We start from the raw sequence: 25011 nt of genomic DNA on the forward strand, positions 1-25011 counted from the left end.
GTGTTTCCTTTATCTCAGTTGGAGAGCTCCAGGCCATGCGCCGCTGACCAGGGCGCTTGCGCTTTTCTTAATTATATTTTAAATGAGCTTTTTAAACTGACGATGCGGTTGAATACAAGTTTGTCTACTGTTGTCTCTTTTGGATCGACGTTAAAGTAGCCATGTCTAAAGAATTGGAATTTCTCCTGTGGTCTGCTTTCCCTCATGTTTGGTTCAACAAAACCTTGCAATACCTCAAGTGAATGAGGATTTACGTTATCAAGGAATGTTTTCCCTTCGTTAGTAGCATCTTCTGTATCGTCCAAAATTAATGGTTCGTATAAACGGAATTCAGCTGGAACCGCATGTGTTGCTTCCACCCAGTGAATCGTTCCTTTCACTTTTCTGCCCGTAAAGCCGGTACCGCTCTTTGTTTCTTGGTCATATGTGCAGCGCAGCTCCACTACTTCACCGTTTGCATCCTTAATGACTTCTTCACATTTAATGAAATACGCATTCTTTAGGCGAACTTCATTACCAGGGAACAGGCGGAAATATTTCTTAGGCGGTTCTTCCATGAAATCGTCTTTTTCAATATAAATCTCACGGGAAAACGGAATTTTCCGCATGCCCATTTCTGGATTTTCTGGATTGATTTCAGCATCAAGTAATTCAATTTGGCCTTCTGGATAATTCGTAATAACTACTTTTAATGGATCAATCACGCCCATTGTTCGCGGGGCTTTCAATTTCAAATCTTCACGGACAAAGTGTTCAAGCATTTGTGAATCCACCGTGCTGTTGTTCTTCGTAACAGCCGTTTCGCTTATAAAGGTACGGATGGATTCAGGTGTAAACCCTTTTCTTCTCATTCCGGAAATAGTTGGCATCCGCGGATCATCCCAGCCATCCACAAATCCTTCATCCACTAATTGCTTTAGCTTCCGTTTACTCATGACCGTATTGGACACATTTAAACGGCCAAATTCGTACTGATGCGGTATGTTTTCCATCTCACATTGTTCGACAACCCAATTATAAAGTGGACGTTGGTCTTCAAATTCAATCGTACAAATTGAATGAGTAACCCCCTCAATCGCATCTTCAAGCGGGTGGGCAAAAGCATACATGGGATAAATACACCATTTATCGCCCGTGTTATGATGCGTGGTATGGGAAATACGATAAATAACCGGGTCACGCAAATTGATATTTGGGGAGCTCATATCTATTTTTGCTCTTAGTACTTTCTGACCGTTGTCAAATTCGCCAGCGCGCATTCGTTTAAATAAATCCAGGTTTTCCTCGATTGAACGCTCGCGGTATGGGCTATTCTTCCCAGGCTCTGTCAGTGTGCCGCGATATTCACGAATTTCGTCAGCTGACAGGTCATCCACATAGGCAAGTCCTTTTTCAATTAAGAGAACGGCTCTGTTGTACATTTCATCGAAATAATTGGAAGCAAATAATAAGTTATCCCATTCGAAGCCAAGCCATTTCACGTCTTCTTTAATGGAATTTACATATTCGATATCTTCCTTCGCCGGATTAGTATCGTCAAACCGTAAATTGGTTTTTCCGTTAAAGTCATCTGCTAAGCCGAAATTAAGGATAATGGATTTTGCATGTCCAATATGTAAATACCCGTTTGGCTCTGGAGGAAAACGAGTGACAATCTCTTGGTGCTTACCTGACTCTAAATCTTTTATCATAATTTCTTTAATAAAATTTCCTGTTTGATTTTCCACCCTTTTCAACCTCTTTCATCAAATCTCTATTATCTATAAATACCATAAAACATGATATTTTTCCATTGTTCCCAACAATTCACCGGAAAAACAGTTCAACCATGAAAAATTTTTAATTTAAATTGGTCAGTGGAGGAAAAAAACGCTAAAATGAGTACTTGAAAAGTATGATTTGGAAAGAGGTTGGAAAATGATTAACTTTGCTACAGTTGGAACAGGATGGATAACCGAATCTTTTATTCAGGCAGCAAGCCTTAGCAAGCAGTTTCATTTAGTTAGTGTTTTTTCACGAACAGTAGAAAAGGCAAAAAAGCTTGCTGATCAATATAATGCCTCTAGTTTTTATACGGATATAGAAGAAATGGCGAAGAGCAAGGAATTTGAGGCTGTCTATATTGCTTCACCTAATTCTGTTCATTTTGAACAAACCTTAACCTTTTTGAAAAATAAGAAACATGTGATCTGTGAAAAACCGATTTTTTCTAATACAGCAGAATTAAAAGAGGCTTACCGAACTGCAGAGGAGAATGGTGTTTACTTATTCGAAGCAATACGAAATATTCATACCCCTAATTTTAAGATTTTAAAGGAAAAGCTTCATTTAGCTGGGAAGCTGAGAAGCACGGTTCTGCCGTATATTCAATATTCCTCGCGTTATGATTTATTTTTACAGGGCGAGGAACCTAATATCTTCTCAGCCAAATACTCAGGCGGCGCGCTTGTCGACTTAGGCGTGTATCCACTGTATTTAGCGGTCGGCTTATTTGGGGAGCCTAATAAGGTTAGCTATCACCCGGTGATGTTAAGCAGTGGTGTGGATGGCAGCGGCACGCTGGTATTGGAATATGACGAATTCGTTTGTACCATTCTTTGTTCAAAAATAGCTCATTCCGTTCTTCCGTGTGAAATTCATGGGGAAAGAGGAACTTTTGTCCTTGAAGATGCGGCGCCGATTACCGAAATTAAATTCATTGACAGCCATACAAAAGAAAGCCAAATTCTGAGTGTGGAACAAGAGGACCAGAATATGATCTATGAATGTATCAATATCGCTGACATCATTGAAACGAAAAATGATGAGGAGTATAAGCGGTTAAAACATTATAGTGAAATTGTTCTGCAAATTACAAAAGAAGCAAGGAAGCAAAATAACATCATTTTTGAATCAGAGAAATAAAAAAGTGCCAGCGGATACTTTATCCACTGGCATATTCTATTATGATGCCTTCGTCAATTTAAATTCTTCACTACTAGATGAAGAACGGCTTACTTTTTCCAAAACAAATCCCACTAATCCACCGGCAATCGCAGGTACAACCCATCCAAGGCCAACAGAGGCAAGCGGAAGGTTACCCATCAATGACTCCAACAAGCTCCATTTAAGACCGAACATTTTTAAACCATCGTATAAGCTTACAATTCCTGTTAGCAGCATTGCTCCCGCATACACCTTTTGTGATCCCTTGAAAAAGCGGTGCAGGAATGCCAGTGTCACAAGAACAATCGTTAATGGATAAGCCATTACTAGAAATGGAACAGACACTTTAAGAATCTGATTTAAGCCAAGATTAGCAAGAGAAAAACTTACAAGAGTAACGAGTGTTACAACAACACGATAACTTAACTTTGGTGCAATTTTTGAAAAATATTGGCCGCAGGCAATCGTCAAGCCGACACAGGTTGTAAAGCAGGCTAATGTGAAAATAACACCAAGAAGGATTTTTCCACCGGTACCCATAAGAATGGTTGAAGCGGATGACAATACTGCAGTACCATTATCAAACGTCCCATAAGAAGCCATTTTTGCACCTAGTAAGCCGATGCCAATATAGACTAACGCGAGGGCCGCACCCGCTATGATACCTGTTTTAAGCGTATAAGCAGTCAATTGTTTTTTGTTCGTAATCCCTTTTTGCTTCAGTGCCGTTATGATGACAATTCCAAAAGCAAGTGCCGCTAATGCATCCATTGTCGAATAACCATCAATAAATCCTTTAAACAAGGAAGCTGTTTGATAGGTTTCCGTTGGTGCTTTTAGTGGCTCATCTAATTTTAAGAAACCTGTGATACAAAGGACAACGATTGAGATGAGAAGTGCCGGAGTGATCCAACGGCCCATATAATCAACAACCTTAGATGGATTTAAACTTAGAAGATAAACCAGTATAAAGAAAATCGCTGAAAAAACGAGTAAAAGCATAGTTTGGCTTACGGTAGCACTCCCTAAAAATGGTTTGAAACCCATTTCAAAGGCGACATTCGCATTACGGGGAATCGCCATTAAAGGCCCGATTGATAAATAAACAACAATCGTAAAAATCATACCAAACAATGGATGTACTCTGCTGCCAAGTGTGTTCGCACCATCCTTAACGAGGCCGACTGCAAGCAATACAATCAGCGGCAGACCTACGGCGGTAATAATAAAGCCTGTCATTGCCGGCCAAAAAGACGTACCTGCACCCATTCCTAAAAATGGCGGGAAAATTAAGTTACCAGCTCCAAAAAACATCGAAAATAGCATTAAACCTACAAAAAACGTATCCTTCTTTTTCATCCTTCTCGCTCCTTTTTCTTTGTCTAGCTTCAGCGCCAAGGGGCTCGGGGTCATAAGCCATTCCGTCAAGAAGGTTAAAGAACAACCTTCTCGCCGGCCCGTCTTATGCCTGTCGCCCCTGATCAAGGCGCTTCCGCTTTTCTTTTTTAGAAAATACAAAAAGCCCGCCCCTATAGAAGGGACGAGCATGCTCGCGTTACCACCCTAATTCCGCATACTAAAAAACAATGCGGCTCTCGATCAACGTACTATCATACGTGTCCCTTACTTAACGGTGGGCAGTCCGGCAAAGGCTTACTCAGATAAACGGTCGTTGCCGCTTTTCTTTTTTTCAGCCTTGCATCTCGGAGATGATTTTCACTTGTGTCCTGTTACCGGCTTTCACCAACCGCCGGCTCTCTAAAGTACAAGATTTACAAGCTACTCTTCTCGTCATCGATTTTGATTTTTCTAAAAAATATAATTAATGTGAATAAAACAATTATATTATATTTAAATAGTTTTGCAACCCCTGTTTTTCAGGAAAATAGTATAAAACCGTTTACAATGTTAGTTTAACAATAATAAAAAAAATATTTGGCAAATTTAAGATGCTAATGTGACATCTTTATGAAATGAATCGTCTCGTTGATTTATATCACATACCCTGTATTTTTCGTTATTTATAGTTAAGGTAGCGAAAGAATGGAGGAACCGGTTATGAAGTCGAAAATTTGGTATAAGAAACAGTTGAAACGGAAGCCCGTGCAAATCACAAGATATACCGTGCAGGCACTGTTTCTATTGTTTTTACTATATGTCGGTCTGCAGTTTTATCAGTTTTATCAGCATTTTGAAACGCTAGGAAAGACTCCTTTCGTCGAGAGGCCATCGGCAGTGGAAGGATTTTTGCCCATTAGTGCCCTTGTCGCGCTGAAGGTTTGGCTGACGAGCGGGGATTTTGACGTGATTCACCCGGCAGGCCTTGTGCTGCTCTCGTTTTTTGTAGGGGCTGGCATTCTGCTTCGTAAGTCCTTTTGCAGTTGGATTTGCCCTGTTGGAACCGCAAATGAACTGATTGCCTGGCTTGGTAGAAAAATGTTTAAAAAGAACTTTGATATGCCGCAATGGCTTGTTTGGTTTTTAACGCCAATCAAATATGTATTGCTATTATTCTTTATCGCAATGGTGATTCAAATGGATACCTTTAGCGCAAAAAGCTTTCTGGTAGATCCCTATAATAAAGTGTCAGATGTAAAAATGTTATTATTATTCCTAAACATTGGCGGTTTTACACTGAAATTTATCATTGTCATCTTTATCCTTTCCTTGTTTTTCAGAAACTTTTGGTGCCGGTTCCTTTGCCCTTACGGAGCATTGATTGGCCTTGGTTCCATTTTTAGAATGACAAAAATCGAACGAAATGAGGATACTTGTACAAATTGCGAAATGTGCACAAAGGTATGTCCGCAGCGTTTGCAGGTTCATAAGGTTGAGAAAGTAACGTCACTTAATTGTTCTGCCTGTATGTCATGTGTGGAAGCCTGCCCGGTTAAGGATACCTTGAACATGACCGTTGCTAATAAGAAAGTGAATAAATGGTTTATCCCTGTGACCTTCTTCGTCCTGTTTTTTGTGGTGATTGGTATCGCCAAAATGACCGGCCACTGGGATACGATCATCTCCTATCAAGAATGGAAAGAATTGATTCCAGATGCGCGGTATATTGGCCATTAGAGTAAGGAATAGGCTTTTTAAAAGGTGTCAAAAAAGTTCAAAAATTCTCCATTAGAAAATTCAAGCTTGTGTTAGTATCATAGATTTAGGTGCAATACTATGTTTTTTACAAGCGAGGGGGATATAGTGATGGCAAAAGCAATTAACGAATATTCGTTACCAGACCTAATGGAAAGAATTGAAGAGATCTTTAATGCAAATCCCGCACCAATGAAGGGATTTAATGGGGTTGTTCAATATGATGTTCATGGAGAGCAGACAGGCACGTACCAGCACTATTTTGAGGATTGTAAACTAACAATTAAAGAAGGGGTTGAAACTACTCCGGATGTAACGATGGCCTTATCCTATGATAACTTCAAGAAATTTTTATTGGGAAAACAAAGCGGTGCTGTTGCGCTGTTGACAGGGAAGGTAAAGGCAAAAGGGGATATCGCCAAGGGTATGAAAATAGAAACCATTCTTAAAAAATACAATATTAAAGAACCGTTTTAATCATTTTAGTAAAATGGTACATGATAAAGAGACAAGTAGGGGAAAAGCCTATTTGTCTCTTTTTTTCACATAGCCCATACTTTTTCATATATATATAGAAAAGTAAAATGGGTGAATGTAATGGTTGAACATGATGGTGATTGGATCTATTGGATCTTGGATGCTTTTGAAACAAGAGCGGTTTATCTTTTCCCTGCACCGGTGAAAGAAATTGGCGGCACGAAATGGGGATATATTGATGCGAAAGGGGAATTTGTTCTCGAGCCAATATATGAGGATGCCAAGGATTTTCAGGATAATGGCTTAGCTGTTGTTGGGATGATGGACAAATCGGGCCTCATCGATGACAACGGGTATTTTATTGTGAAACCGAAATACGATACGATTCAACCGTTTTCGGAAGGCCGTGCAGTCGTCAACGATTCGCAAGGGTTCAAGGTTATTGATGAGAGTGGTAAGGAAATTACCGAAAAAGCCTATTCTGTCGCTTTCCCGGAGTATAAAGAAAGGCGCTTGTTAGTTGAGGAAACTGACGTGAATGGACAGTATTTGTATGGATTCTTGAATAAGAGTGGAAAAGTGGTTATTCCGATTATCTATCAATCTGCCAGCGATTTTTCTGAGGGGAAGGCTGTTGTAAAAAGAAAGAACGGGTCTTTCGAACTTATCGATCTTACCGGGAATGTATTACAAACATACTCTCTTGCTTTCGTTGACTATTATGGCCAAGGTTTGCTTGTGTATAAAAAGAGTGAGGATGGAAAATTTGGGTATGTGGATGAACAAGGGAAAACAGTCATCGAGCCTCAGTTTTCTAGTGCAGAGTCATTTATAGACGACCGTGCCATTGTCGGCCTGACTGTAAAAAACAACAATCGTTTTGGTGTAATTGATAGAAAAGGAAATTTTGTGTTAAAACCAAATTATACTAGTATTATGAATCTAGGTGAAAATCGGTTTGCGATTGGGAAAGAATTGGCTCCGGAACAGCCATGTTTAAGATCAATTTATGCTTTAGCGGATTCAGAGGGGCGTATTCTAACAGGCTTTATTTTTAAAGACATCAATACATTTTACGATGGTCTGGCATCAGTTTCCGATGATCAATATACGTTTTATATTGATAAGAATGGGAAGAGGATGGAACATCTCCCCATGGTTAGCGGCAACGGCTGGCTTAGCTTTGAAAAGACACTAATCAAGGGTGATGTTGATAATCGCTTGGTGTATTTTAATAGAAACGGTGAAGAAGTTTGGAAGCAAGCCGCCATCATTCCGCTAAATAATCATTATTCTGTGGTCGAACATAAATACAGACCGAATATGGAATATCTGGTTTATTACCCACAGGTACATGGAATGGAAAATCCCGATATGGTAAATAAGACATTAAAAGAGCTTGCGGGAGTTAAGCCCGTGCCTGCCGGGAAGCAGCTGGAATCAAATTATACTGGTGACTTTGAGATAAATTTTTACAAGAAAAACTTGCTTGTAATTGAGATAAATGGATACGACTACATGTTTTGTGCTGCTCATGGGATGCCGGTAAAAAAGTATGTTCATATTAACCTTAGGAATGGTTCGATGTATCAGCTGAAAGACCTGTTTAAATCCGGAAGTCCTTATGTAAAGGTCTTAAGTGCTATTATTCTGGATCAAATAAAGAGTAATGAACAGTATTCATATCTCTTCCCTGATGAGTACCATGGAATCAAGGCTGATCAACCGTTTTTTATTAGTGAGGGTGCCTTAAATATCTACTTTAAACCTTATGAAATTGCGGCATTTGTTGCTGGTTTTCCTACCTTTACGTTACCTTTTGATGAACTGAAAGATATCATTAATCAAAGCGGTGAGTTTTGGAAATCATTTCATTGATATGGCAGGAGTTCTGACTCCTGCCTATTTAATATTGAGTTTATCGACTATTTAATAGATGGAAAAGGATTGCCGAAATATGAAATAATGATGAAAAGTGTAATAGTTTGAATGAGGAGTGATATTCGGATGAAAATTTACGATGTTTCAAGAAAACTTGTAAACGGTATGCCGGTTTGGCCGGGAGATACTGCGTTTCAATATGTAGTTTCGTGGCCAATGAAGGAAAGCGGCTCTGTCAATGTAGGCAGCCTTGAATTAAGCACACACACGGGAACACATGTAGATGCTCCTTTTCATTTTGACAACAACGGAAAGAGAATCATCGAACTGGATCTCGATCTTTACATTGGCCCTGCGAGAGTTATTGATATGAGGGGGAGGGAAAGCATTGGTGCAGTGGATTTGATGGGGATTGATATTGATGGCTGTAAGAGGTTGATATTTCGAACGCTTGCATGGGTAAATCCAAGCGAATTCCCTGAGAAAATTCCACATATTGAACCAGATCTAGCGCCATATTTGGCCAGTAAAGGGGTTAAGCTTATCGGTTTGGATGTACCGTCAGTGGATCCGATTGACAGCAAGGAGCTGCCGGCACATCACAGCTTGAATGAAAACGGGATCCACATTTTGGAATCACTCATGCTAGACGAAATCGAACCCGGAGACTACGAACTAATCGCCCTGCCTTTGCCACTCGTCGAAGGAGATGGCAGCCCCGTCCGCGCAATACTACGCCGATAGTAGAAATGGTAGAAACGGTGCCTGACACCCTTATTCCTACTACTGTAGGAATAAGGGTGTCAGGCACCGCTGTTTAGGTATGCTTACGTCTGTATATGAGCCAGTAGCTTCCGAAGCCGAGGACGAATAGGAGACCGACTGAAACTGGGACAATGTAGTCCTTAAATGAGGGTTCTACGGCCTTATTTACTTTAGTATTTGAGGCTGTAGCAACTGTGAGTGTTGTCATATCTTGAAACGATTCTGTGAGAACAGTCCCGTTTATAGGTGTAGATTCTTCTAGATGTGAATGGGCAAATACATTGGTTCCGAATAGAAAAAACAACAGCGAAGCGATAACAGCAATTTTGCTAAACATCATTTTCAACTCCGTTATATTGTTATCTTGTTGTTTTTCATTCTACCATCATTCACATAAGGTTATATCGAATTGCAGGAAATGTTCACAAACCTTTCGAAATTACAAATTAAACAACTTTTTGCCCAAATCCAGTATTTCCAATGCTTCGTGCCTTTTTTTTGGAATTTCCCCCCATGATTGAAGCTTGATTTATATCAATTCCCTGAGATAAAAAAGATGATAAACTTAGGCATAAATCATTTCGAGGGGAGCGTTATTTATGTTTGAAATAATCGATAAAAAGGCAGTCATGGATATCCGCGAACGCGTTGCAAAGGGGGAACATCCACGCCGAGAAATCTTAAACTTTATTAAAGCAGCACCGGTAGGAACCATTTTTGAAATTCATTTACCACATCGAGGCGAGCCTTTAATCGCCAATTTGCAATCATTTGGAATGAACGTGATTGTCAATGAAATAGAACCGATGCATTTTCGCTTAATGGCAGTAAAATTGGCTGAGCTTTAGTCCATTTCAGCCATTTGTTTAAGCCGGTCCAACTCTAGAATTTGTATTTGTCTGCGTCCGTCCATGGCGATTAGCTTTTGCGACATAAATGCTAACAGTTTCCTACTTATGGATTCTGGAGTTGTGCCGATATATCCCGCCAAATCCTTCTTCGTTATTGGTAACGTAAAGGTTCCGTTACACGCGTTTAATTTATCATGAAAAAGAATGAGCGCTCGTGCAAGCCGCTGTTCGACCTCCATCAAACTTAAAAAGCCAACGGATTCATCTGCCTCATAAAGACGGTCGTTAACCGCTAGTAAAAAGCGAAAGGATAAATCAGCATTCTTCTCCATTGTCCTGAGAAAATCCCCTTTTTCAATAGAACAAATGACTGTAGGACTGCCTATAACCTCAGCATTTGCATAATGTTTTTCATTGCTGAGTATTGAAAATAACCCGAAGAAATCCCCGGGAAACAACAAACGGACAATTTGTTCTTTTCCTTCAGCCGACATTTTCGTCAGTTTTATCAAACCTTCGTTGACTACGAATAGTGTTTCGGAACGATCTCCCTCTCGAAAAATAAATTCTCCTTTTAAAAAGTGACGGCTCCTTGTGACATTTTGTAATAACTGAAGATCCTCCTTGTTCATCCCTTTGAAAACGGGTACAGATATGATACATGAAGATCCATGCGAGCAACAATGATCACAGTTCATCCTTCACCACTCCCTCTAGACATCCTTTTAGCTTAATATTAGCTGCTTCCTAAAAATAATGAAGTGATTTGCATCAATTTATTGTATTTCTTGATACAGGTCAAGGTTAATGAGAATGATTTTCATTAAAATAAAAGAAAAACATGAGGTGATTACACCATGAATGCAACCTATTTAATTGTTTATGCAAGTATGACGGGGAATACAGAAGAAATAGCCAATCTTATTGGATCTGGCATTCAGGAGGCAGGCGGCACTGTCTTGATAAAGGATATTTTAGAAGTGGATGTAACAGACCTTCAAAATTATGATTGTATATTATTAGGAGCCTATACTTGGGGAGACGGCGATCTACCGGATGAGTTTCTCGATTTTTATGATGAAATGTATCAATTGAATTTATCTGGGAAAAGAGTGGCTGCCTTTGGTTCCTGCGACTCTTCATATGAACATCATGGCGGTGCGGTGGATATTCTGACGGAAAAGCTGGCAGAATTGGGTGCCGATCTTGTGCATGATGGTTTAAAAATAGACCTTTCCCCAAACACTGCAGAAAAAGAAGAATGTATGAAGTTTGGTCAAACCATTGTAGAAAAATTTTGAGAGGATGTTGGAACCGATGAGAATGATTGAAATCCCATTAAATGATGTAGCCTGCACCGGTTGTATCGGAAAGATAAAAAGACAGATGCAAAGAACCAGTGGAATAGAAAAAGTAAAAATTGTAACAGGAAGCGGTAAAATTCAAGTCAACTTTAATGAAAGCATCATTGAACCTAAAGAAATTAATCGTAACCTAAATAAGCTGATACTGCGAACATTTGATTAATAAGAACTGCTCATTAAAAGCAGTTTTTTTATAAAAGTGGTCCTTATTAAGAACAAATATATCTATTATAATGTATAATGAATTACATAGTTATAATTTTTCCTCCCAGTAAAATAATAACCAAAAAGGGAGGAATTTTTTTGGAAAATAAACAGGATAGTAAATATGAGGAATCCTTTCTGCCAATGACTTCGATTGGTAACGGAGTTGGAACGATCATCCAGCCGGATGTTTATTGTTATACCGACCAAATTGTTAATCTTGTTGTAGTCGGAAATCCGAATGAGACGAATGAGTTTGTCCTGATTGATACTGGTATGCCCAAGTCAGCCCGTGAAATAAAAGAAATGGTTCAGGAACGTTATGGAGAAGATGCCCGCCCGCAAGCCATCGTGTTAACACATGGGCATTTTGATCATGCCGGTTCTATTGCGGAATTATTGGAGGAGTGGCGTGTACCGGTATATGCCCATGAACTAGAACTTCCGTATTTAACCGGGAAGAAAGATTATCCGCCGGGGGATCCGAATGTGGACAGCGGTCTTGTTGCCAAGTTGTCTCCGATGTTCCCAAACCACGGGATTGATATTAGTGCACATGTGCAAAAGCTCCCAGAGGATGGGACTGTTCCAAGTATGCCGGACTGGAAATGGATTCATACCCCGGGACATACACCGGGCCACATTTCCTTATATCGTGAACAGGATGGAACGTTAATTGCTGGGGATGTCTTTGTTACGGTGAAACAGGAATCCCTATATAAAGTCATAACACAAACGCAAGAAATCAGCGGCCCGCCAAAGTATTTCACCACTGACTGGGATGCGGCTTATGAATCCGTAAAAAAGGTAGACGCACTTAAGCCGCAAGTGGCGGTCACCGGTCATGGACTGCCAATGAGCGGTGAAGAACTAACCAAGAACCTGCATTATTTAGTAGAGCATTTTGCTGAAATTGGCCGGCCCGATAGCGGCAGGTATGTAAATTAATGTAGTTTATTTAGGCTGCGGTCACATGCAGCCTTAAATGTTCTTTGTGTGTTCTTAATAAAGAATGTATGTGTCTGTAATAGCATAGAAATACTTATTAGAGATAAGAAAATTTTAGGAGGGAGCTATGAGACTCTGTTTATTCCTGTTATTTGCCGGTGTGTTGGATGCAATCTTAACCCATTTTGGAATCTCTTCCGGTTTCGTAGAAGAAGGGAACCCGATGATGAAGCTGGTCATTGATCAAAGCTGGTCATATTTTTATCTCATAAAAATTATCCTGCCCCTTGTGCTGCTTGGTTTGTTTTACCTTCGTCCTTTTAAAGGATGGATTAGAACGCTCATCGTCTCTACCTGTGTCCTCTACCTTTCTGTCCTTGTGTATCATATGGTCTGGATTGTCCTTTACATCAATACTTCAACATGACCCCAACTAGACACTCAAACGTTAATACGATAGTATCAATACGATATCGAAAAACAAATAATAAGAAAAAAGATATAAGGAGTACAACATGTTAAATACGTTAAAGCCATTTTTGCAGGAAGCGTGGGAAAAGTCAGGCTTCGAGCAGCCGACATCGATTCAAGAAGCCGCGATCCCAATGATTTTGGAAGGAAAAGATGTCATTGCCGAGTCACCGACAGGTACAGGGAAGACGCTTGCTTATTTACTTCCCTTATTAAATAAAATCGATGCAAATGTACCGTCCCTACAAGCAGTAGTGCTTGCCTCTTCGCAGGAACTAGTTATGCAGGTTTATCAAGAATTTCAAAAGTGGTCGGAAGGAAGCGGGATTAGGGGTACGTCGATTATTGGCGGTGCAAACTTAAAACGGCAGCTTGAAAAATTGAAAAAGCGCCCCCATGTTATTTTTGCCACACCTGGCCGCTTGCTGGAATTAATCAAACAGAAAAAGGTGAAAATGCACGAGATAAAAATGGTTGTTCTAGATGAAGGAGACCAACTATTAATTCCAGAGCATTTACACACTGTCCAAAACATTGTGAAATCGACAATGAGTGACCGCCAAGTTGTCTTATTTTCGGCCACGATGAAACAGGCAACGGAAAAGCTGGCAAAAGAAATGACCACTGAACCCGAAGTCCTTCGAATTGAAAAAGATGAAATGGCTTCTTCAGGGGAAGTAGAGCATATTTATTTTTCCTGTGAACCACGAGATAAAATTAAGTTGATTGAAAAGATTACCCGCTTAGATGATAGTAAATCACTTGCGTTTATTAATGACATCGGTGAGATTCAAGTATTTAAAGAGAAATTGCTTTTTAAAGAATTATCCATCGGAGTTCTGCATAGCGACATGAAAAAGCTTGAACGTCAAGCAGCCTTAAAAGCTTTCCGGGATGGGAAGATGAAAATGCTAATTGCCACAGATATTGCGGCCCGCGGCCTCGATATTCAAGGAGTAACCCATGTTGTTCAAATTGACTCTCCTAAAGACATTTCTCAATATGTACACAGGTCGGGAAGAACAGGAAGAATGGGGGCAAATGGTACAATCATTTCCCTTGTTACCGAGCGAGAAGAACGAGAACTGAAGCGATATTGCCGGGAGTTAAATATCCCTCTTCATAAAAGAGTTTTTTATCAAGGGAAAATTGTAGATGAAGAGCAACGAAGTCAAAAATTAAGAAAATAAAAGCGGCAGGATTTTCCTGCTGCTTTTTTATCTGGGAAAAGGAGTTTTCAGCTCTTTATTGAATTATATAGGAGAAATGGAGGGATTCCGATGGAAAATCAAAAATTAAAGAAATATCTTGAAGAATGGCTTGAGGAAATAACAATCAGTGAAATCCAAGAAAAGTTTGCGAGCGGTGATCTTACATCAAAAGAGCTGGTCTTACTATATTTACATAGAATTTCACATTTTGATTATGAATTGCATTCAATCCTTGAGATTAACCCAGATGCACTGCAGATAGCGGAAGCGCTTGATTTGGAACGAAGAGAAAGTGGATCACGCGGCCCATTGCACGGAATTCCGATTTTAATTAAAGATAATATTGACACCCATGACAAAATGCATACAAGTGCCGGATCGCTGGCATTAAAAGATTCGATTGCCCCTAAGGATTCATTTGTAGCAGAGCAATTACGTAAAGCCGGTGCCATCATTCTTGGAAAAACAAATATGACGGAATGGGCAAATTTCATGGCGATTGGTATGAAAAGCGGTTATAGTTCAAGAGGGGGACAGGTGGAGAATCCATACGGGCCAGGGAAATTTGATGTTGGAGGCTCTAGTGCAGGTTCTGGGGCGGCGATTGCCGCCAATTTTGCCGCTGCTGCTGTCGGAACAGAAACATCTGGCTCGATTTTAAATCCATCCTGCCAAAATTCATTAGTGGGGATTAAACCAACGGTTGGTCTAATTAGCCGCAGAGGGATTATCCCCATTGCCCACACGCAGGATACCGCGGGGCCAATGGCTAGAACAGTGGAAGATGCGGCGATTCTGTTAAATGCTTTGTGTGGAAAAGATGATCACGACCCTATCACGAAAACAAACCCTTTTAATGGATTTGACTTTACTGAGTTTCTATTAAAAGATGGACTAAAAGGAAAAAGAATCGGCATCGCTTCTGAAGGCTTTTTGGAACTTTTAAATAAGGAAAAACAAAAGGTGGTTGCCGCAGCATTGGAAATGTTGAAAACGTCAGGAGCAGAGGTTATTGATCATATTGAAATCCCATCTGCTAAAGCCGAGTGGAAATACGATGTTTTAACTTATGAATTTAAAACAGATTTAAATGCTTATCTGAACGGCCTTCACCCATCCATTCAAGTGAGAACTTTAGCAGATCTGATTGAGTTTAATAAAAATGATGAAGAAAAGATGCTCAAATATGGCCAGGCGGTGCTGCTGGAATCGGAAAAAACAAGCGGTTCTTTAACGGAGGCTGTTTATTTCGACGCGTTGGAATTCGACCTTCATCATTCAACAATGCAAGGGATTGATTTTGCTTTAGAAAAAAACGGCCTAGATGTAATTGTTTTTCCTAACGATGAAGGCTCGCATATCAGTGCCAAAGCAGGCTATCCAACCATTGCTGTACCCGCTGGCTACACATCTCTTGGTGAGCCCGTTGGAATTACCTTTGCCGGAACGGCTTACAGTGAACCGCTTTTAATCCAAGTGGCGTATGCTTTTGAGCAAATGACACGCTTCCGCAAGGTACCCGGCCTAGAATAAATTTGCTTCTTTTCATCCATACTATCATTGAATTTCTCAAAAAGGAGTGGTATATGTGGGAAGAACCAAACTGGGAAATGCCAATGCACAGCGTAACAACAATGCGAAAAAGCCGATGAAGGAAAGCTCCGAATTGGTTGAATTTACGCCAGGGGAAGATATAAAACGAAACCGCCCGAATAGTAAATAATTTAGAAAAGCGGAAGGCGCCCGCCAATCGGCGACAAGCACAAGCCGAGCCGGCCGAAAGGTTGTTCTTTAACCTTTTGGACGGATTGGCTTGTGACCTCGAGCCGATGGCGCCTGGAGCTGGACAGTTCTCAAGAAACGCCTCCTTATCAAGTTAGGAGGCGTTTCTTGTTTCTAGCACTACTCTTCCTTCAACAAATCAAGCGCTTTTTTTGTCGGGCCTTCAATGACATCGCCGGAATAGGAGTATCGTGAGCCATGGCACGGGCAATCCCATGACTTTTCAGCGCGATTCCATTCACATTCACAGCCAAGATGGGTACAGGTGGTGTCGACTACATAAAGTTTACCGTTCTCATCTTTATAGGCACCCGCTCGTTTTCCGTTATACATGACAACGGAGCCTTCGCCCATCTGTAAATCATCTGTGGACTTGTCTGTATACTCAAGCTTCCCTTTGATCAGATGTTTAGCAACATCTGCATTGGTTGTGACGACACTTTTTAAATTGGGATCAGCTTGGAATGCTCGTGATGGTGAATAGAGCTCCATGTATGGATTTTCCCGATCCATCACATAATCGGTTAACAAGTGACCTGCGAGAATGCCTGTCGTCATCCCCCATTTTTTATAACCAGTAGCAATTAAAACATTCTCACGGCCTTCAGTATATTTGCCGATAAATGGCACTTTATCTAATGTAACCATATCTTGGGCAGACCAGCGATAATGGTATTCCTTTAACCCAAAAGCCTCTTCGGCGAAAGCTTGGAGCGCTTCATAATGCTTCAACGTGTCAATGCCCTGTCCTGTTTTATGGTTTTCACCGCCGAGTATAAGCAGCTTTTCTCCATTATACGGTGTAGTGCGAATCGAGCGGGCCGGGCTGTCTGCACTGATATAGATGCCGCCTGGGTAGTCCATGTCCGTTTTTATACCGATTGCGTAGGATCTATCCGTATGCATTCTCGCAAAATACAGTCCAGGTTTATCATAAAAAGGGAAATGTGATGCAATAATCACATGCTTGCATGTCACTCTATGACCTGACTTGGTCACCACTTTTGGTTCTGAATCATCGTCCTCAATATCTGTAGCGACCGTATTTTCATAAACAGAACAGCCTGCCTTTACGGCATCCCCTAATAGCGATTTTAAAAATTTTAGCGGATGATACTGTGCCTGATTACGCATCAAAAGGGCGGCTTTAGCCGGGATGTTAAATGGAATTGTATCTTTTAAAATTCCGTCAATATCTAGACTTTTGTACGCTTCCCATTCCGTTTTTAATTTATCAACATACTCTTCAGTCGTGGCATAAATATATGCATCCTCTTTGCTGAAGTCGCAGTCAATCCCATTTTCCTTTACCTTACTTTCCACAAATTGAATGGAATTCATATGGGATTCAAAATAAAGCCTTGCCTTTTCTTTCCCGAAATGATTGATCAATTCATCATAAATCATTCCGTGCTGGGCGGTTAATTTAGCCGTGGTGTGTCCGGTTGTCCCGTTTAGAATACCACCGGCTTCTAAGATGGCCACCTTCAGCCCTTCCTTAGATAATAAATAGGCGGCTGTAATCCCGGTTATTCCGGCTCCGACAACCGTTACATCTACTGATAAATCCTCGTTTAATGGTTCATAAGTAGGTAATTCTATCTCTCGCCAATAGGTTTTGGGAAATTGATGCTCAGATCCACTCATATGTACGCCTCCAGCTTGTAAAATATTTCTCCTGTTTAATTTTTCCCAAAATGAAAAATAAATGTCATGGAGGCAAAATATATATTTCCGGAGCCTAAAAAAACCCTGTTTTTCAGGGTTTTGGCTAGACTATTCCTTATCAGTTTTTATTTTATCAATTCGTACAGCATCCTCCGAATCAAGCGCCTCTCTTAAGAAATGGGAAATAACCCAGCCCACACAACCAAGACAAATCAAAAAGCCAAGAGTAATGGTGGTCCACAAAAGTGTCATCCTTCGTCCCCCTTTAGAGAGCTTACCGGTAAAAATAAGCTTTCTAAAGGTATATGCATTAAGGGAACTAATTTTTCCTATTATCCAAATTTAGTCTTTTTTCTTCAGTTCAGAATAGTAATCGACTTTCTTTATATTGACGCCGACGAAGGTTTCAATAATCGATTGGCCACCTGCGATTGAGAAAATTAATATAAACACGAACGTAACATTAGGGAACAGCAGATAGGCTCCGCCCAAAATACAAGCACTCCAAACACCTGCACACCAATAACATTTCAACAGATAACCAAACATGGAGGCGGGAACTTCCTTCGTCTCAGTGCCGGTATCCGTTTTTACTTGAACCTTCTTCATAAAGGGTCTACGGATAAATTCAGTAATTTTATCAAAAACGATCAAATGGGTTAAACGATAGCTTGCTAAAATTAACATAATATAGGTCATCCATGAAATGTCTTTCACTTTTTGCTCCTCCCCAAAATCTGCTAATGGACAGCTAAATTTTATTTTTTGATTCCCTGTATATTTTGAGCTTGAAATCAAAATTATATATTCGGAGGAGGCGAAAAAATGAAAAAATCTTTTTGGTTTAGTTTTTTGTTTCTACTATCTCTTTTCTGTATTCCAAGCGTCTCGTTTGCCCAACAAATTTATACCGTTCAGCCTGGGGACACTCTTTGGAAAATTGCCGTCAGGTATCAGGTCGGAATTACCGAGATCATTCAGGCCAACCAGCAATTTAAAAATCCTAACTTGATCTACCCGGGTCAAAAGGTAAACATTCCTGATTTAGGCGGGGTCAAATCGATTGAAAATCAGGTTATTTCGTTAACGAATCAGGAGCGGGCGAAAAATGGTTTAAAACCATTCGTGGCAGACTGGGAGCTTTCACGGGTTGCCCGCTATAAGGCAACGGACATGAGGGATAAAAATTACTTCTCCCACACAAGTCCTACCTATGGAAGTCCATTTGATATGATGAAGAGCTTTGGCATTTCCTATCGTTCAGCAGCTGAGAATATTGCCGCAGGCCAAACGACACCACAGGCAGTGGTTCAGTCGTGGATGAATAGTTCCGGTCACCGTGCGAATATCTTAAGTTCAAATACCCGAATTGGAGTTGGTTACGCAACGGGTGGATCCTATCGTTATTATTGGGTACAGATGTTTATCTCTAAATAAAGTCAAGGGTCAGTTTTGTAAGCATAATGCTTATAGGGCTGACCCTTTCTACGTCTTAAGTCCGATATAAAAATCAAGCTCTAGCGCAATTATGAAAAGCGGTGGAAAAAGGTAAGATGAAATCAAGAAAAGAAAGGAGTGAAAAACAAAATGAAAAAATTTGGTTTACTTGTAGCTGGAGGTATTGCAGCTGTCATCTTACTTTCAACAATTGGCCCAATGGTGGGGTTACTTGTCAGCCTAGTGCTCCTGTATTTCATCTTCAAACAATTTTTAAAAGCTGAATCTACAGGCGGGAAAATTGGTCTTGGGATCATCGGTTTCATAGTTCTCATGGCCTCTATCCATAACGCACCAGCGATTATTGGTGTTGCAGCAGCTTATGTGCTTTACCTGGTTTATAAAAAATGGAACGAGAACAAACACACGAAAATCAAGGAAGAATCTGACCCATTTATCAATTTTGAAAAACAATGGAATGAATTAAAAAATTAGTAAAATAAAAGGAGAGAATAACCATGACAAACTTATTTACACGACTAAAAAACACGATTACAGCGGATCTGCACGAGGCAATGGATCAAAAAGAAAAGAAAAATCCAATTGCCTTACTTAATCAATACCTTCGCCAATGTGAGCAGGAAACAGAGAAGGTAAGGAAGCTATTAGAACGTCAATATACATTGAAGGATGAATTTACGAGAGAATATCATCAAGCAATGGAATTAGCTGAAAAAAGAAAGTATCAAGCAGAAGTTGCTTCTAAAGCGGGGGAAACAGAGCTTTATCAATTCGCTTCAGCGGAACATCAGCAATATGCAGACCGCGCCAGCCGTTTAAGTGCATCGCTTGAACAGGTAATAGAGCAGCTTGGGGATTTAGAAAGAAAATATGAAGAAATGAAGCACAAACTAAAAGATATGCATCTTCGCCGGATGGATTTGATGGGCCGTGAAAATGTCACGCGTGCCAACATTCGGATCAACCAAGTGCTTGATTCCAATACGTATTCAGACAAATCCTACTCAAAATTTAAGGATATTGAAAACTACCTGGATCGCTTAGAGCATCAAGTGAACAGCTCTTTTTACCGCAATACCATTGATTCCAGGATTGCCCAAATAGAAAAAGAAATGAAATTAGAAGAAAGCAAGTCCATTTAATAACAAATATGGTATGCTAAAAAGGCGTGGTTTGTACGCCTTTTTGGCAATAAAAAAATTAAAGGGAGGGTGGGCCGATGTTTAAAAATACAAAAAATGATTACGTTGGATGGCTGGTTATAATCGGTATTGTCATTCTGCTCCTAGAGATTTTATTTTTTAACAGAGGGCTTATATTCTCTCTTTTTATTTCAGGCGGAATGATTTATCTTGGCCGTAAAAAGACAGGGAAAAAATTAGGGAAACTCCTTTTTATCGGCGGGATTATTTTCTTTGTTCTCAGCATCGTTAATATGATGACGTTCAAATTTTTATTGTTAGCCATATTACTGCACTTTTTCATTCAGTTTTTAACTTCTAAAAAGCAGCCCCAAAAGATTTCACCTGATGTAGTCGTGCCAGAACCAGCTCAGCAAGAAGAAACCTTGATTAAATCGGAACCGTTGTTTGGCAATATTTTCATAGGGCAACAAAAAACGCCTGTTAGTGTTTATGATTGGAAGGATATCAACATTCAAACGGGGATTGGTGATACCATCATTGATCTCAGTTTTACGATGCTGCCAAAAGGGGAAACAGTGATTTTTATTCGAAATATCATTGGCAATATCCAGATTCTTGTCCCATATGAGATTGATGTTAGTATCCATCATTCTGGTGTGGTAGGATCGACAACGGTGTTTGGAAATCATGAATCAAAGATATTTAATCAGGTGTTCCAGTTGAAAACACCAGGCTATGACCAATCAGAACAAAAAGTGAAGATTTTCACTTCACTCGTTGTGGGAAATTTAGAGGTGAGCCGGATATGAGTACGACGGGGCGTCAAATTGTCTGGAGCGTCGGCTTCGCCTTCCTCATCGCGATTGTTATTGGAGTAGTCTTTATTTTTGTGTTCCCATTAAACAACTGGTCAGAATTATGGAATGAGCATTTCATGGATATTCCAATTATTATTTTTGTTCCCGCTTTTAGCATTGCAATAGGAATTCTATTGGGTGGGGCACAAGGCTTTTTTTGGCGAAAACAATTTCTCTCAATTGAACACTCTTTGCATCAATTAGAAGAAGGACGGCAGTTGGAAGTGAAAGAGAAGCCTCCCGTCACGGAAATGCAAGTGATTGCCGAGCGGATTGATAAAATTGGCAAACAAATGTCAGAACAGGCGAAGCTCTCACAACGTTTAGCAACGGAAAAGGTAGAGGATCAAGAAGCAAGAATTCAAGAAATTATCGAGCAGGAACGGAACCGTCTCGCTCGTGAGCTGCATGATTCTGTGAGCCAGCAATTATTTGCCGCATCGATGATGATGTCAGCAATTAATGAAACTAGAGGGCAGTCAGAGAATGATTGTGAAGCCAAACAATTAAAGCTAGTAGAAGAGATGATTCACCAATCCCAGCTTGAAATGCGGGCATTGCTTTTACACTTACGTCCGGTTGCCTTAAAGAATAAAACGCTGCAAGAAGGAATTGAAGAGCTGTTAATCGAATTATCTCAAAAGGTAACTATGGATATAAAATGGAAGGTCGAAGCTTTTCCGTTAGATAAAGGGGTAGAAGATCATCTTTTCCGTATTTTGCAAGAGTCCGTCTCAAATACCTTAAGGCATTCGAAGGCAAATAAGCTCGAGGTGCTTATGGTTAAACGGGATGATCTTGTCATCTTAAGGATTGTCGATGATGGGATTGGCTTTGAGGTAAATGAAATGAAAGCGGGTTCCTACGGGATGCAAAATATGCACGAGCGCGCTGTTGAAGTAGGCGGTACATTAAAGGTAATTAGTGTTAAAAATAAAGGAACAAGGCTGGAAGTGAAAGTTCCGGTGATGATTAATGGAGAGGGTGCCAATGATTAGAGTCGTATTTGTTGATGACCATGAGATGGTGAGGATTGGTGTGTCCTCCTATTTATCGGCGCAGCCGGATATAGAGGTTGTAGGGGAAGCGGCTGATGGAAGAAAAGGGGTAGAACTTGTACTTGAACTTCGTCCTGATATCATTCTCATGGACTTAGTGATGAAGGAAATGGATGGGATTGAAGCAACAAGGCAGATTATTGAACAATGGCCTGAAGCAAAGGTCATAATCGTAACAAGCTTTTTGGATGATGAAAAGGTCTATCCTGCGCTTGAAGCCGGAGCAACCAGCTATATGCTGAAAACGTCTAAAGCAGGTGAAATCGCCAACGCTGTCCGCGCTACATACCATGGGCAATCCGTCCTTGAACCGGAAGTGACTGGAAAAATGATGGTGAAAATGCGCCAAAAGAATACACATCTGCCACATGAAGATCTAACAAGCAGAGAACTGGAAATATTACTCCTAATGGCCCAGGGCAAAACCAACCAGGACATTGCCGACGAATTATTCATCGCTCTGAAAACCGTCAAAACCCATGTAAGCAATATTTTAAGCAAGCTAAGCGTCCAAGACCGCACACAAGCGGTGATCTATGCGTTTAAACATTCGTTAATAAAATAAACCCTTTGAACCTTCCATACGAAAATTAGGAAGGTTTTTATTTTTTTTAAAAGTAATTGAAAATCCTTCTCAATTACTGTTATTATAGATAATGAAAATCATTATCAATAATAACCTAATTGGGGGAACTAAATACATATGAAACTATTTAAAGTATCTGGAATTTTATTATTATCTAGCAGTCTTTTATTTGGATGTTCCAATACAGATAAAGCGGCATCAACAGAAAAGGCGAAAGAGGCAAAGAATTCGGTATCAGAAGCACTTAAAGGGATAACAGATGAATACCGTACGTATGCCATTGGTGAAATTGAGGAGTTTGTAAAAGCAACAGAAGCATTTACAACTGCAGTGAAGAATGGGGATATCGAGCAAGCCAAGGCGCTTTATGGACCGGCACGGATGTACTATGAGCGGGCAGAACCAATCGCAGAAGTTTTCGGCGATCTTGATCCGAAAATTGATGCCCGCGAAGGTGATGTCCCTGAAGCAGAATGGGGCGGCTACCACCGGATCGAAAAGGGATTATGGATTGAAAACACAACAAAGGGATATGAACAATATGCTGACCAGCTGATGAAAGATGTAAATCTTTTAAGAGCGAAGGTAGATACGGTTGAAGTTACACCGGATTTGTTAATCACAGGGGCAGTGGATCTCTTAAATGAGGTATCAACTTCTAAAGTGACGGGTGAAGAGGATCGTTATTCCCATACGGATTTATATGATTTCGCAGCAAACGTAGAGGGCGCAGAAAAAATTTATCAGTTGTTAAATCCAGAATTAAAGAAAAAAGATAAAGAGCTTTCTAAGGAAATTCAGACCCGTTTTGATGAGATTTATAGTTTGCTAAACAAGCATAAAGATGGTGCCGGCTACAAGGTTTATACAGAATTAACAAAGGAACAAGTGAAGGAGCTTAGCCAAGCAATTGATGCACTAGCAGAACCTCTATCACAAATTGGAATGGTAACGGAGGCGTCTTAATTGACAAAGAAAATGAACACCCCAGAAGATTCAACACTGAATGGCACAAAAATTTCAAGGAGAAATATCCTAAAAACTGCCGGTGTCGGCGGTGTAGGTGTGATCCTTGGTGCATCGGGACTCGGGGGATTACTTTCACTTAAAGAAGGGAAAGCGGCCTCCTCGGAAACGAAGGAAATCATACCATTTTATGACAAACACCAAGGTGGAATCACTACAAAAACTCAGAATCATATTTATTTTGTTTCCTTAGATGTGACAACCTCCAAAAAAGAGGAACTAGTGAAGCTATTCAAGGATTGGACGAAGGCGGCAGCATTGTTAACAGAAGGAAAGGCTGTTGGTCCGCTTTCAAGCAATGAATTTCTCCCGCCAAAGGATACAGGTGAAGCGGCGGGTTTATCACCATCTAATTTAACAATTACCTTTGGTGTTGGCCCCAGTCTTTTTGTGAAAGACAATCAGGATCGCTTTGGACTAAAACAAAAGCAGTCAAAGGAATTAGTCGATCTTCCTAAATTTCCACTTGATGCATTAGAAGAGGCATGGACTGGTGGCGATATTTGTATCCAAGCATGTGCAGATGATTTGCAAGTGGCATTCCACGCGGTAAGAAACTTGATTCGAATTGCCAGAGGTAAAGCGGCATTGCACTGGGCACAAACAGGATTTCAGCGAACCAAACAGTCAGATCCGAAAAATGAAACGCCGAGGAATCTCTTTGGATTCAAGGACGGGACTGCTAATCCGGATGTAAACAGCGAAAAACAAATGAACGAGACTGTCTGGGTGCAGCCGGGAGATGGCCCTAATTGGCTCGTTAATGGCAGCTATCTCGTTGTCCGCCGGATTCAAATGTTTATCGAGGTTTGGGACAGGACGAATTTAAGGGAACAAGAAAACACATTTGGAAGATACCGTGACAGCGGTGCGCCATTAGGACAAAAAGATGAATTTGAGCGATTAGATTTAGAGAAGAAAAATGAACAAGGTGAATACAGCATTCCTGTTGATTCACATACGAGGCAGTCACATGGAGATGGTTCTCAAAAAATTCTGCGCCGGGCCTATTCCTATTCTGACGGTATGGATATGAAAACAGGAAGCTTTGATGCAGGCTTGCTATTCCTATGCTTCCAGCGGACACCGAGTAAACAATTTATTCCCATCCAAAATAGGTTAGCTAAAATGGATAAACTAAATGAATATACATCACACAGAGGAAGTGCTATTTTTGCTTGTTTACCGGGAGCAAAACAAGGCGGATTTATAGGAGAGACACTTTTTAACTAACGGTTTCC

The 25011-nt window shown here is 40.4% G+C and carries 28 protein-coding genes and 1 other annotated feature; of the genes, 21 read left to right on the forward strand and 7 right to left on the reverse strand.

Going from position 1 to position 25011, the window contains the following annotated elements; all coding sequences use genetic code 11:
- Positions 1–71 precede the first annotated feature (71 nt).
- Positions 72–1727, reverse strand: coding sequence for a glutamine--tRNA ligase/YqeY domain fusion protein (locus tag BABA_RS07070; RefSeq protein ID WP_007084465.1), 1656 nt, complete (start codon positions 1725–1727; stop codon positions 72–74).
- Between the two features lie 190 nt (positions 1728–1917).
- On the opposite strand from BABA_RS07070, the gene BABA_RS07075 reads away from it, so the two are divergent.
- The gene (locus BABA_RS07075; protein WP_007084466.1) at positions 1918–2904 is read left to right on the forward strand and encodes a Gfo/Idh/MocA family protein; all 987 of its coding nucleotides are present in this window, start codon (positions 1918–1920) and stop codon (positions 2902–2904) included.
- Between the two features lie 39 nt (positions 2905–2943).
- Here the strand turns inward: BABA_RS07075 and brnQ are convergent, their stop codons facing one another.
- Entirely contained in the window at positions 2944–4284 is a 1341-nt protein-coding gene (gene brnQ, locus BABA_RS07080; RefSeq protein ID WP_040345577.1) for a branched-chain amino acid transport system II carrier protein, read from the reverse strand.
- A 174-nt stretch (positions 4285–4458) separates the two neighbouring features.
- Positions 4459–4729: a binding site (T-box leader), on the reverse strand.
- A 254-nt stretch (positions 4730–4983) separates the two neighbouring features.
- Between brnQ and BABA_RS07085 the strand changes: the two genes are divergently transcribed.
- From BABA_RS07085 to kynB, 4 genes are all read left to right on the forward strand, one after another.
- A complete protein-coding gene (locus BABA_RS07085) occupies positions 4984–6000 on the forward strand; it encodes a 4Fe-4S binding protein (RefSeq protein WP_007084468.1) in 1017 nt (338 codons plus the stop codon).
- Positions 6001–6129: 129 nt separating this feature from the next.
- Complete coding sequence (locus tag BABA_RS07090) at positions 6130–6495, forward strand: SCP2 sterol-binding domain-containing protein (protein ID WP_007084469.1); 366 nt, start codon at positions 6130–6132, stop codon at positions 6493–6495.
- Between the two features lie 120 nt (positions 6496–6615).
- Entirely contained in the window at positions 6616–8373 is a 1758-nt protein-coding gene (locus tag BABA_RS07095; RefSeq protein ID WP_007084470.1) for a WG repeat-containing protein, read from the forward strand.
- 129 nt (positions 8374–8502) lie between these two features.
- Complete coding sequence (gene kynB, locus BABA_RS07100; RefSeq protein WP_007084471.1) at positions 8503–9120, forward strand: arylformamidase; 618 nt, start codon at positions 8503–8505, stop codon at positions 9118–9120.
- Between the two features lie 73 nt (positions 9121–9193).
- On the opposite strand, the gene BABA_RS07105 is transcribed toward kynB, so the two are convergent.
- Positions 9194–9478: a hypothetical protein gene (locus BABA_RS07105; protein WP_007084472.1), complete on the reverse strand. Its 285-nt coding sequence runs from the start codon at positions 9476–9478 to the stop codon at positions 9194–9196.
- A 262-nt stretch (positions 9479–9740) separates the two neighbouring features.
- Here BABA_RS07105 and BABA_RS07110 point away from each other — a divergent pair, with 262 nt between their 5' ends.
- On the forward strand, positions 9741–9989 hold the full coding sequence (locus BABA_RS07110; protein ID WP_007084473.1) for a hypothetical protein: 249 nt from the start codon (positions 9741–9743) through the stop codon (positions 9987–9989).
- On the opposite strand, the gene BABA_RS07115 is transcribed toward BABA_RS07110, so the two are convergent.
- Positions 9986–10690 carry a Crp/Fnr family transcriptional regulator gene (locus tag BABA_RS07115; RefSeq protein ID WP_007084474.1) on the reverse strand — a complete coding sequence of 235 codons (705 nt, stop codon included), beginning with the start codon at positions 10688–10690 and terminating at the stop codon, positions 9986–9988. The genes BABA_RS07110 and BABA_RS07115 overlap by 4 nt on opposite strands.
- A 159-nt stretch (positions 10691–10849) precedes the next feature.
- Between BABA_RS07115 and BABA_RS07120 the strand changes: the two genes are divergently transcribed.
- The 7 genes from BABA_RS07120 (at position 10850) to BABA_RS28280 (ending at position 15913) form a co-directional block, all read left to right on the forward strand.
- Complete coding sequence (locus BABA_RS07120; RefSeq protein WP_007084475.1) at positions 10850–11293, forward strand: flavodoxin; 444 nt, start codon at positions 10850–10852, stop codon at positions 11291–11293.
- Positions 11294–11309: 16 nt separating this feature from the next.
- Positions 11310–11519: a heavy-metal-associated domain-containing protein gene (locus BABA_RS07125; RefSeq protein WP_007084476.1), complete on the forward strand. Its 210-nt coding sequence runs from the start codon at positions 11310–11312 to the stop codon at positions 11517–11519.
- 140 nt (positions 11520–11659) lie between these two features.
- Entirely contained in the window at positions 11660–12508 is an 849-nt protein-coding gene (locus tag BABA_RS07130; RefSeq protein ID WP_007084477.1) for an MBL fold metallo-hydrolase, read from the forward strand.
- A gap of 127 nt (positions 12509–12635) precedes the next feature.
- Positions 12636–12935, forward strand: a complete 300-nt coding sequence (locus tag BABA_RS07135) for a DUF5658 family protein (RefSeq protein WP_007084478.1) — start codon at positions 12636–12638, stop codon at positions 12933–12935.
- Between the two features lie 88 nt (positions 12936–13023).
- Positions 13024–14169: a DEAD/DEAH box helicase gene (locus BABA_RS07140; RefSeq protein WP_007084479.1), complete on the forward strand. Its 1146-nt coding sequence runs from the start codon at positions 13024–13026 to the stop codon at positions 14167–14169.
- Positions 14170–14259: 90 nt separating this feature from the next.
- A complete protein-coding gene (locus BABA_RS07145; protein WP_007084480.1) occupies positions 14260–15723 on the forward strand; it encodes an amidase family protein in 1464 nt (487 codons plus the stop codon).
- 55 nt (positions 15724–15778) lie between these two features.
- Positions 15779–15913 (forward strand): hypothetical protein, encoded by a 135-nt coding sequence (locus BABA_RS28280; RefSeq protein ID WP_268870147.1) that lies wholly within the window; start codon positions 15779–15781, stop codon positions 15911–15913.
- A 179-nt stretch (positions 15914–16092) separates the two neighbouring features.
- On the opposite strand, the gene BABA_RS07150 is transcribed toward BABA_RS28280, so the two are convergent.
- The 3 genes from BABA_RS07150 to BABA_RS07160 all read right to left on the reverse strand — a co-directional run bounded on the left by BABA_RS07150 (position 16093) and on the right by BABA_RS07160 (position 18357).
- The gene (locus tag BABA_RS07150; protein WP_007084481.1) at positions 16093–17619 is read right to left on the reverse strand and encodes an FAD-dependent oxidoreductase; all 1527 of its coding nucleotides are present in this window, start codon (positions 17617–17619) and stop codon (positions 16093–16095) included.
- Between the two features lie 129 nt (positions 17620–17748).
- Complete coding sequence (locus BABA_RS27675; protein WP_162829837.1) at positions 17749–17892, reverse strand: hypothetical protein; 144 nt, start codon at positions 17890–17892, stop codon at positions 17749–17751.
- Between the two features lie 90 nt (positions 17893–17982).
- Positions 17983–18357, reverse strand: a complete 375-nt coding sequence (locus BABA_RS07160; RefSeq protein WP_007084482.1) for a DUF1360 domain-containing protein — start codon at positions 18355–18357, stop codon at positions 17983–17985.
- A 108-nt stretch (positions 18358–18465) separates the two neighbouring features.
- Here BABA_RS07160 and safA point away from each other — a divergent pair, with 108 nt between their 5' ends.
- From safA to efeB, 8 genes are all read left to right on the forward strand, one after another.
- Complete coding sequence (gene safA, locus BABA_RS07165; RefSeq protein ID WP_007084483.1) at positions 18466–19077, forward strand: SafA/ExsA family spore coat assembly protein; 612 nt, start codon at positions 18466–18468, stop codon at positions 19075–19077.
- Between the two features lie 150 nt (positions 19078–19227).
- Positions 19228–19572, forward strand: coding sequence for a lmo0954 family membrane protein (locus BABA_RS07170; protein WP_007084484.1), 345 nt, complete (start codon positions 19228–19230; stop codon positions 19570–19572).
- 23 nt (positions 19573–19595) lie between these two features.
- Positions 19596–20240, forward strand: coding sequence for a PspA/IM30 family protein (locus BABA_RS07175; protein WP_007084485.1), 645 nt, complete (start codon positions 19596–19598; stop codon positions 20238–20240).
- Between the two features lie 77 nt (positions 20241–20317).
- Complete coding sequence (gene liaF, locus BABA_RS07180) at positions 20318–21052, forward strand: cell wall-active antibiotics response protein LiaF (RefSeq protein ID WP_007084486.1); 735 nt, start codon at positions 20318–20320, stop codon at positions 21050–21052.
- Positions 21049–22098 (forward strand): sensor histidine kinase, encoded by a 1050-nt coding sequence (locus tag BABA_RS07185; protein WP_007084487.1) that lies wholly within the window; start codon positions 21049–21051, stop codon positions 22096–22098. The genes liaF and BABA_RS07185 overlap by 4 nt, the downstream gene beginning before the upstream one ends.
- Positions 22091–22723: a response regulator transcription factor gene (locus BABA_RS07190; protein ID WP_007084488.1), complete on the forward strand. Its 633-nt coding sequence runs from the start codon at positions 22091–22093 to the stop codon at positions 22721–22723. The genes BABA_RS07185 and BABA_RS07190 overlap by 8 nt, the downstream gene beginning before the upstream one ends.
- A gap of 138 nt (positions 22724–22861) precedes the next feature.
- Entirely contained in the window at positions 22862–23710 is an 849-nt protein-coding gene (gene efeO, locus BABA_RS07195) for an iron uptake system protein EfeO (RefSeq protein WP_007084489.1), read from the forward strand.
- A 12-nt stretch (positions 23711–23722) separates the two neighbouring features.
- Entirely contained in the window at positions 23723–25003 is a 1281-nt protein-coding gene (gene efeB, locus BABA_RS07200; RefSeq protein ID WP_051186021.1) for an iron uptake transporter deferrochelatase/peroxidase subunit, read from the forward strand.
- Positions 25004–25011: the final 8 nt, after the last annotated feature.

It is taken from the genome of Neobacillus bataviensis LMG 21833, assembly GCF_000307875.1.
GTDB lineage: Bacteria > Bacillota > Bacilli > Bacillales > Cytobacillaceae > Neobacillus > Neobacillus bataviensis.

Excerpts from the sequence above, each read along its gene's own strand:
- BABA_RS07075 (WP_007084466.1), top strand. The coding sequence starts at position 1,918 with ATGATTAACTTTGCTACAGTTGGAACAGGATGGATAACCGAATCTTTT.
- brnQ (WP_040345577.1), bottom strand. The coding sequence starts at position 4,284 with ATGAAAAAGAAGGATACGTTTTTTGTAGGTTTAATGCTATTTTCGATG.
- BABA_RS07085 (WP_007084468.1), top strand. The coding sequence starts at position 4,984 with ATGAAGTCGAAAATTTGGTATAAGAAACAGTTGAAACGGAAGCCCGTG.
- BABA_RS07090 (WP_007084469.1), top strand. The coding sequence starts at position 6,130 with ATGGCAAAAGCAATTAACGAATATTCGTTACCAGACCTAATGGAAAGA.
- BABA_RS07095 (WP_007084470.1), top strand. The coding sequence starts at position 6,616 with ATGGTTGAACATGATGGTGATTGGATCTATTGGATCTTGGATGCTTTT.
- kynB (WP_007084471.1), top strand. The coding sequence starts at position 8,503 with ATGAAAATTTACGATGTTTCAAGAAAACTTGTAAACGGTATGCCGGTT.
- BABA_RS07105 (WP_007084472.1), bottom strand. The coding sequence starts at position 9,478 with ATGTTTAGCAAAATTGCTGTTATCGCTTCGCTGTTGTTTTTTCTATTC.
- BABA_RS07110 (WP_007084473.1), top strand. The coding sequence starts at position 9,741 with ATGTTTGAAATAATCGATAAAAAGGCAGTCATGGATATCCGCGAACGC.
- BABA_RS07115 (WP_007084474.1), bottom strand. The coding sequence starts at position 10,690 with ATGAACTGTGATCATTGTTGCTCGCATGGATCTTCATGTATCATATCT.
- BABA_RS07120 (WP_007084475.1), top strand. The coding sequence starts at position 10,850 with ATGAATGCAACCTATTTAATTGTTTATGCAAGTATGACGGGGAATACA.
- BABA_RS07125 (WP_007084476.1), top strand. The coding sequence starts at position 11,310 with ATGAGAATGATTGAAATCCCATTAAATGATGTAGCCTGCACCGGTTGT.
- BABA_RS07135 (WP_007084478.1), top strand. The coding sequence starts at position 12,636 with ATGAGACTCTGTTTATTCCTGTTATTTGCCGGTGTGTTGGATGCAATC.
- BABA_RS07140 (WP_007084479.1), top strand. The coding sequence starts at position 13,024 with ATGTTAAATACGTTAAAGCCATTTTTGCAGGAAGCGTGGGAAAAGTCA.
- BABA_RS07145 (WP_007084480.1), top strand. The coding sequence starts at position 14,260 with ATGGAAAATCAAAAATTAAAGAAATATCTTGAAGAATGGCTTGAGGAA.
- BABA_RS07150 (WP_007084481.1), bottom strand. The coding sequence starts at position 17,619 with ATGAGTGGATCTGAGCATCAATTTCCCAAAACCTATTGGCGAGAGATA.
- BABA_RS27675 (WP_162829837.1), bottom strand. The coding sequence starts at position 17,892 with ATGACACTTTTGTGGACCACCATTACTCTTGGCTTTTTGATTTGTCTT.
- safA (WP_007084483.1), top strand. The coding sequence starts at position 18,466 with ATGAAAAAATCTTTTTGGTTTAGTTTTTTGTTTCTACTATCTCTTTTC.
- BABA_RS07170 (WP_007084484.1), top strand. The coding sequence starts at position 19,228 with ATGAAAAAATTTGGTTTACTTGTAGCTGGAGGTATTGCAGCTGTCATC.
- BABA_RS07175 (WP_007084485.1), top strand. The coding sequence starts at position 19,596 with ATGACAAACTTATTTACACGACTAAAAAACACGATTACAGCGGATCTG.
- liaF (WP_007084486.1), top strand. The coding sequence starts at position 20,318 with ATGTTTAAAAATACAAAAAATGATTACGTTGGATGGCTGGTTATAATC.
- BABA_RS07185 (WP_007084487.1), top strand. The coding sequence starts at position 21,049 with ATGAGTACGACGGGGCGTCAAATTGTCTGGAGCGTCGGCTTCGCCTTC.
- BABA_RS07190 (WP_007084488.1), top strand. The coding sequence starts at position 22,091 with ATGATTAGAGTCGTATTTGTTGATGACCATGAGATGGTGAGGATTGGT.
- efeO (WP_007084489.1), top strand. The coding sequence starts at position 22,862 with ATGAAACTATTTAAAGTATCTGGAATTTTATTATTATCTAGCAGTCTT.
- efeB (WP_051186021.1), top strand. The coding sequence starts at position 23,723 with ATGAACACCCCAGAAGATTCAACACTGAATGGCACAAAAATTTCAAGG.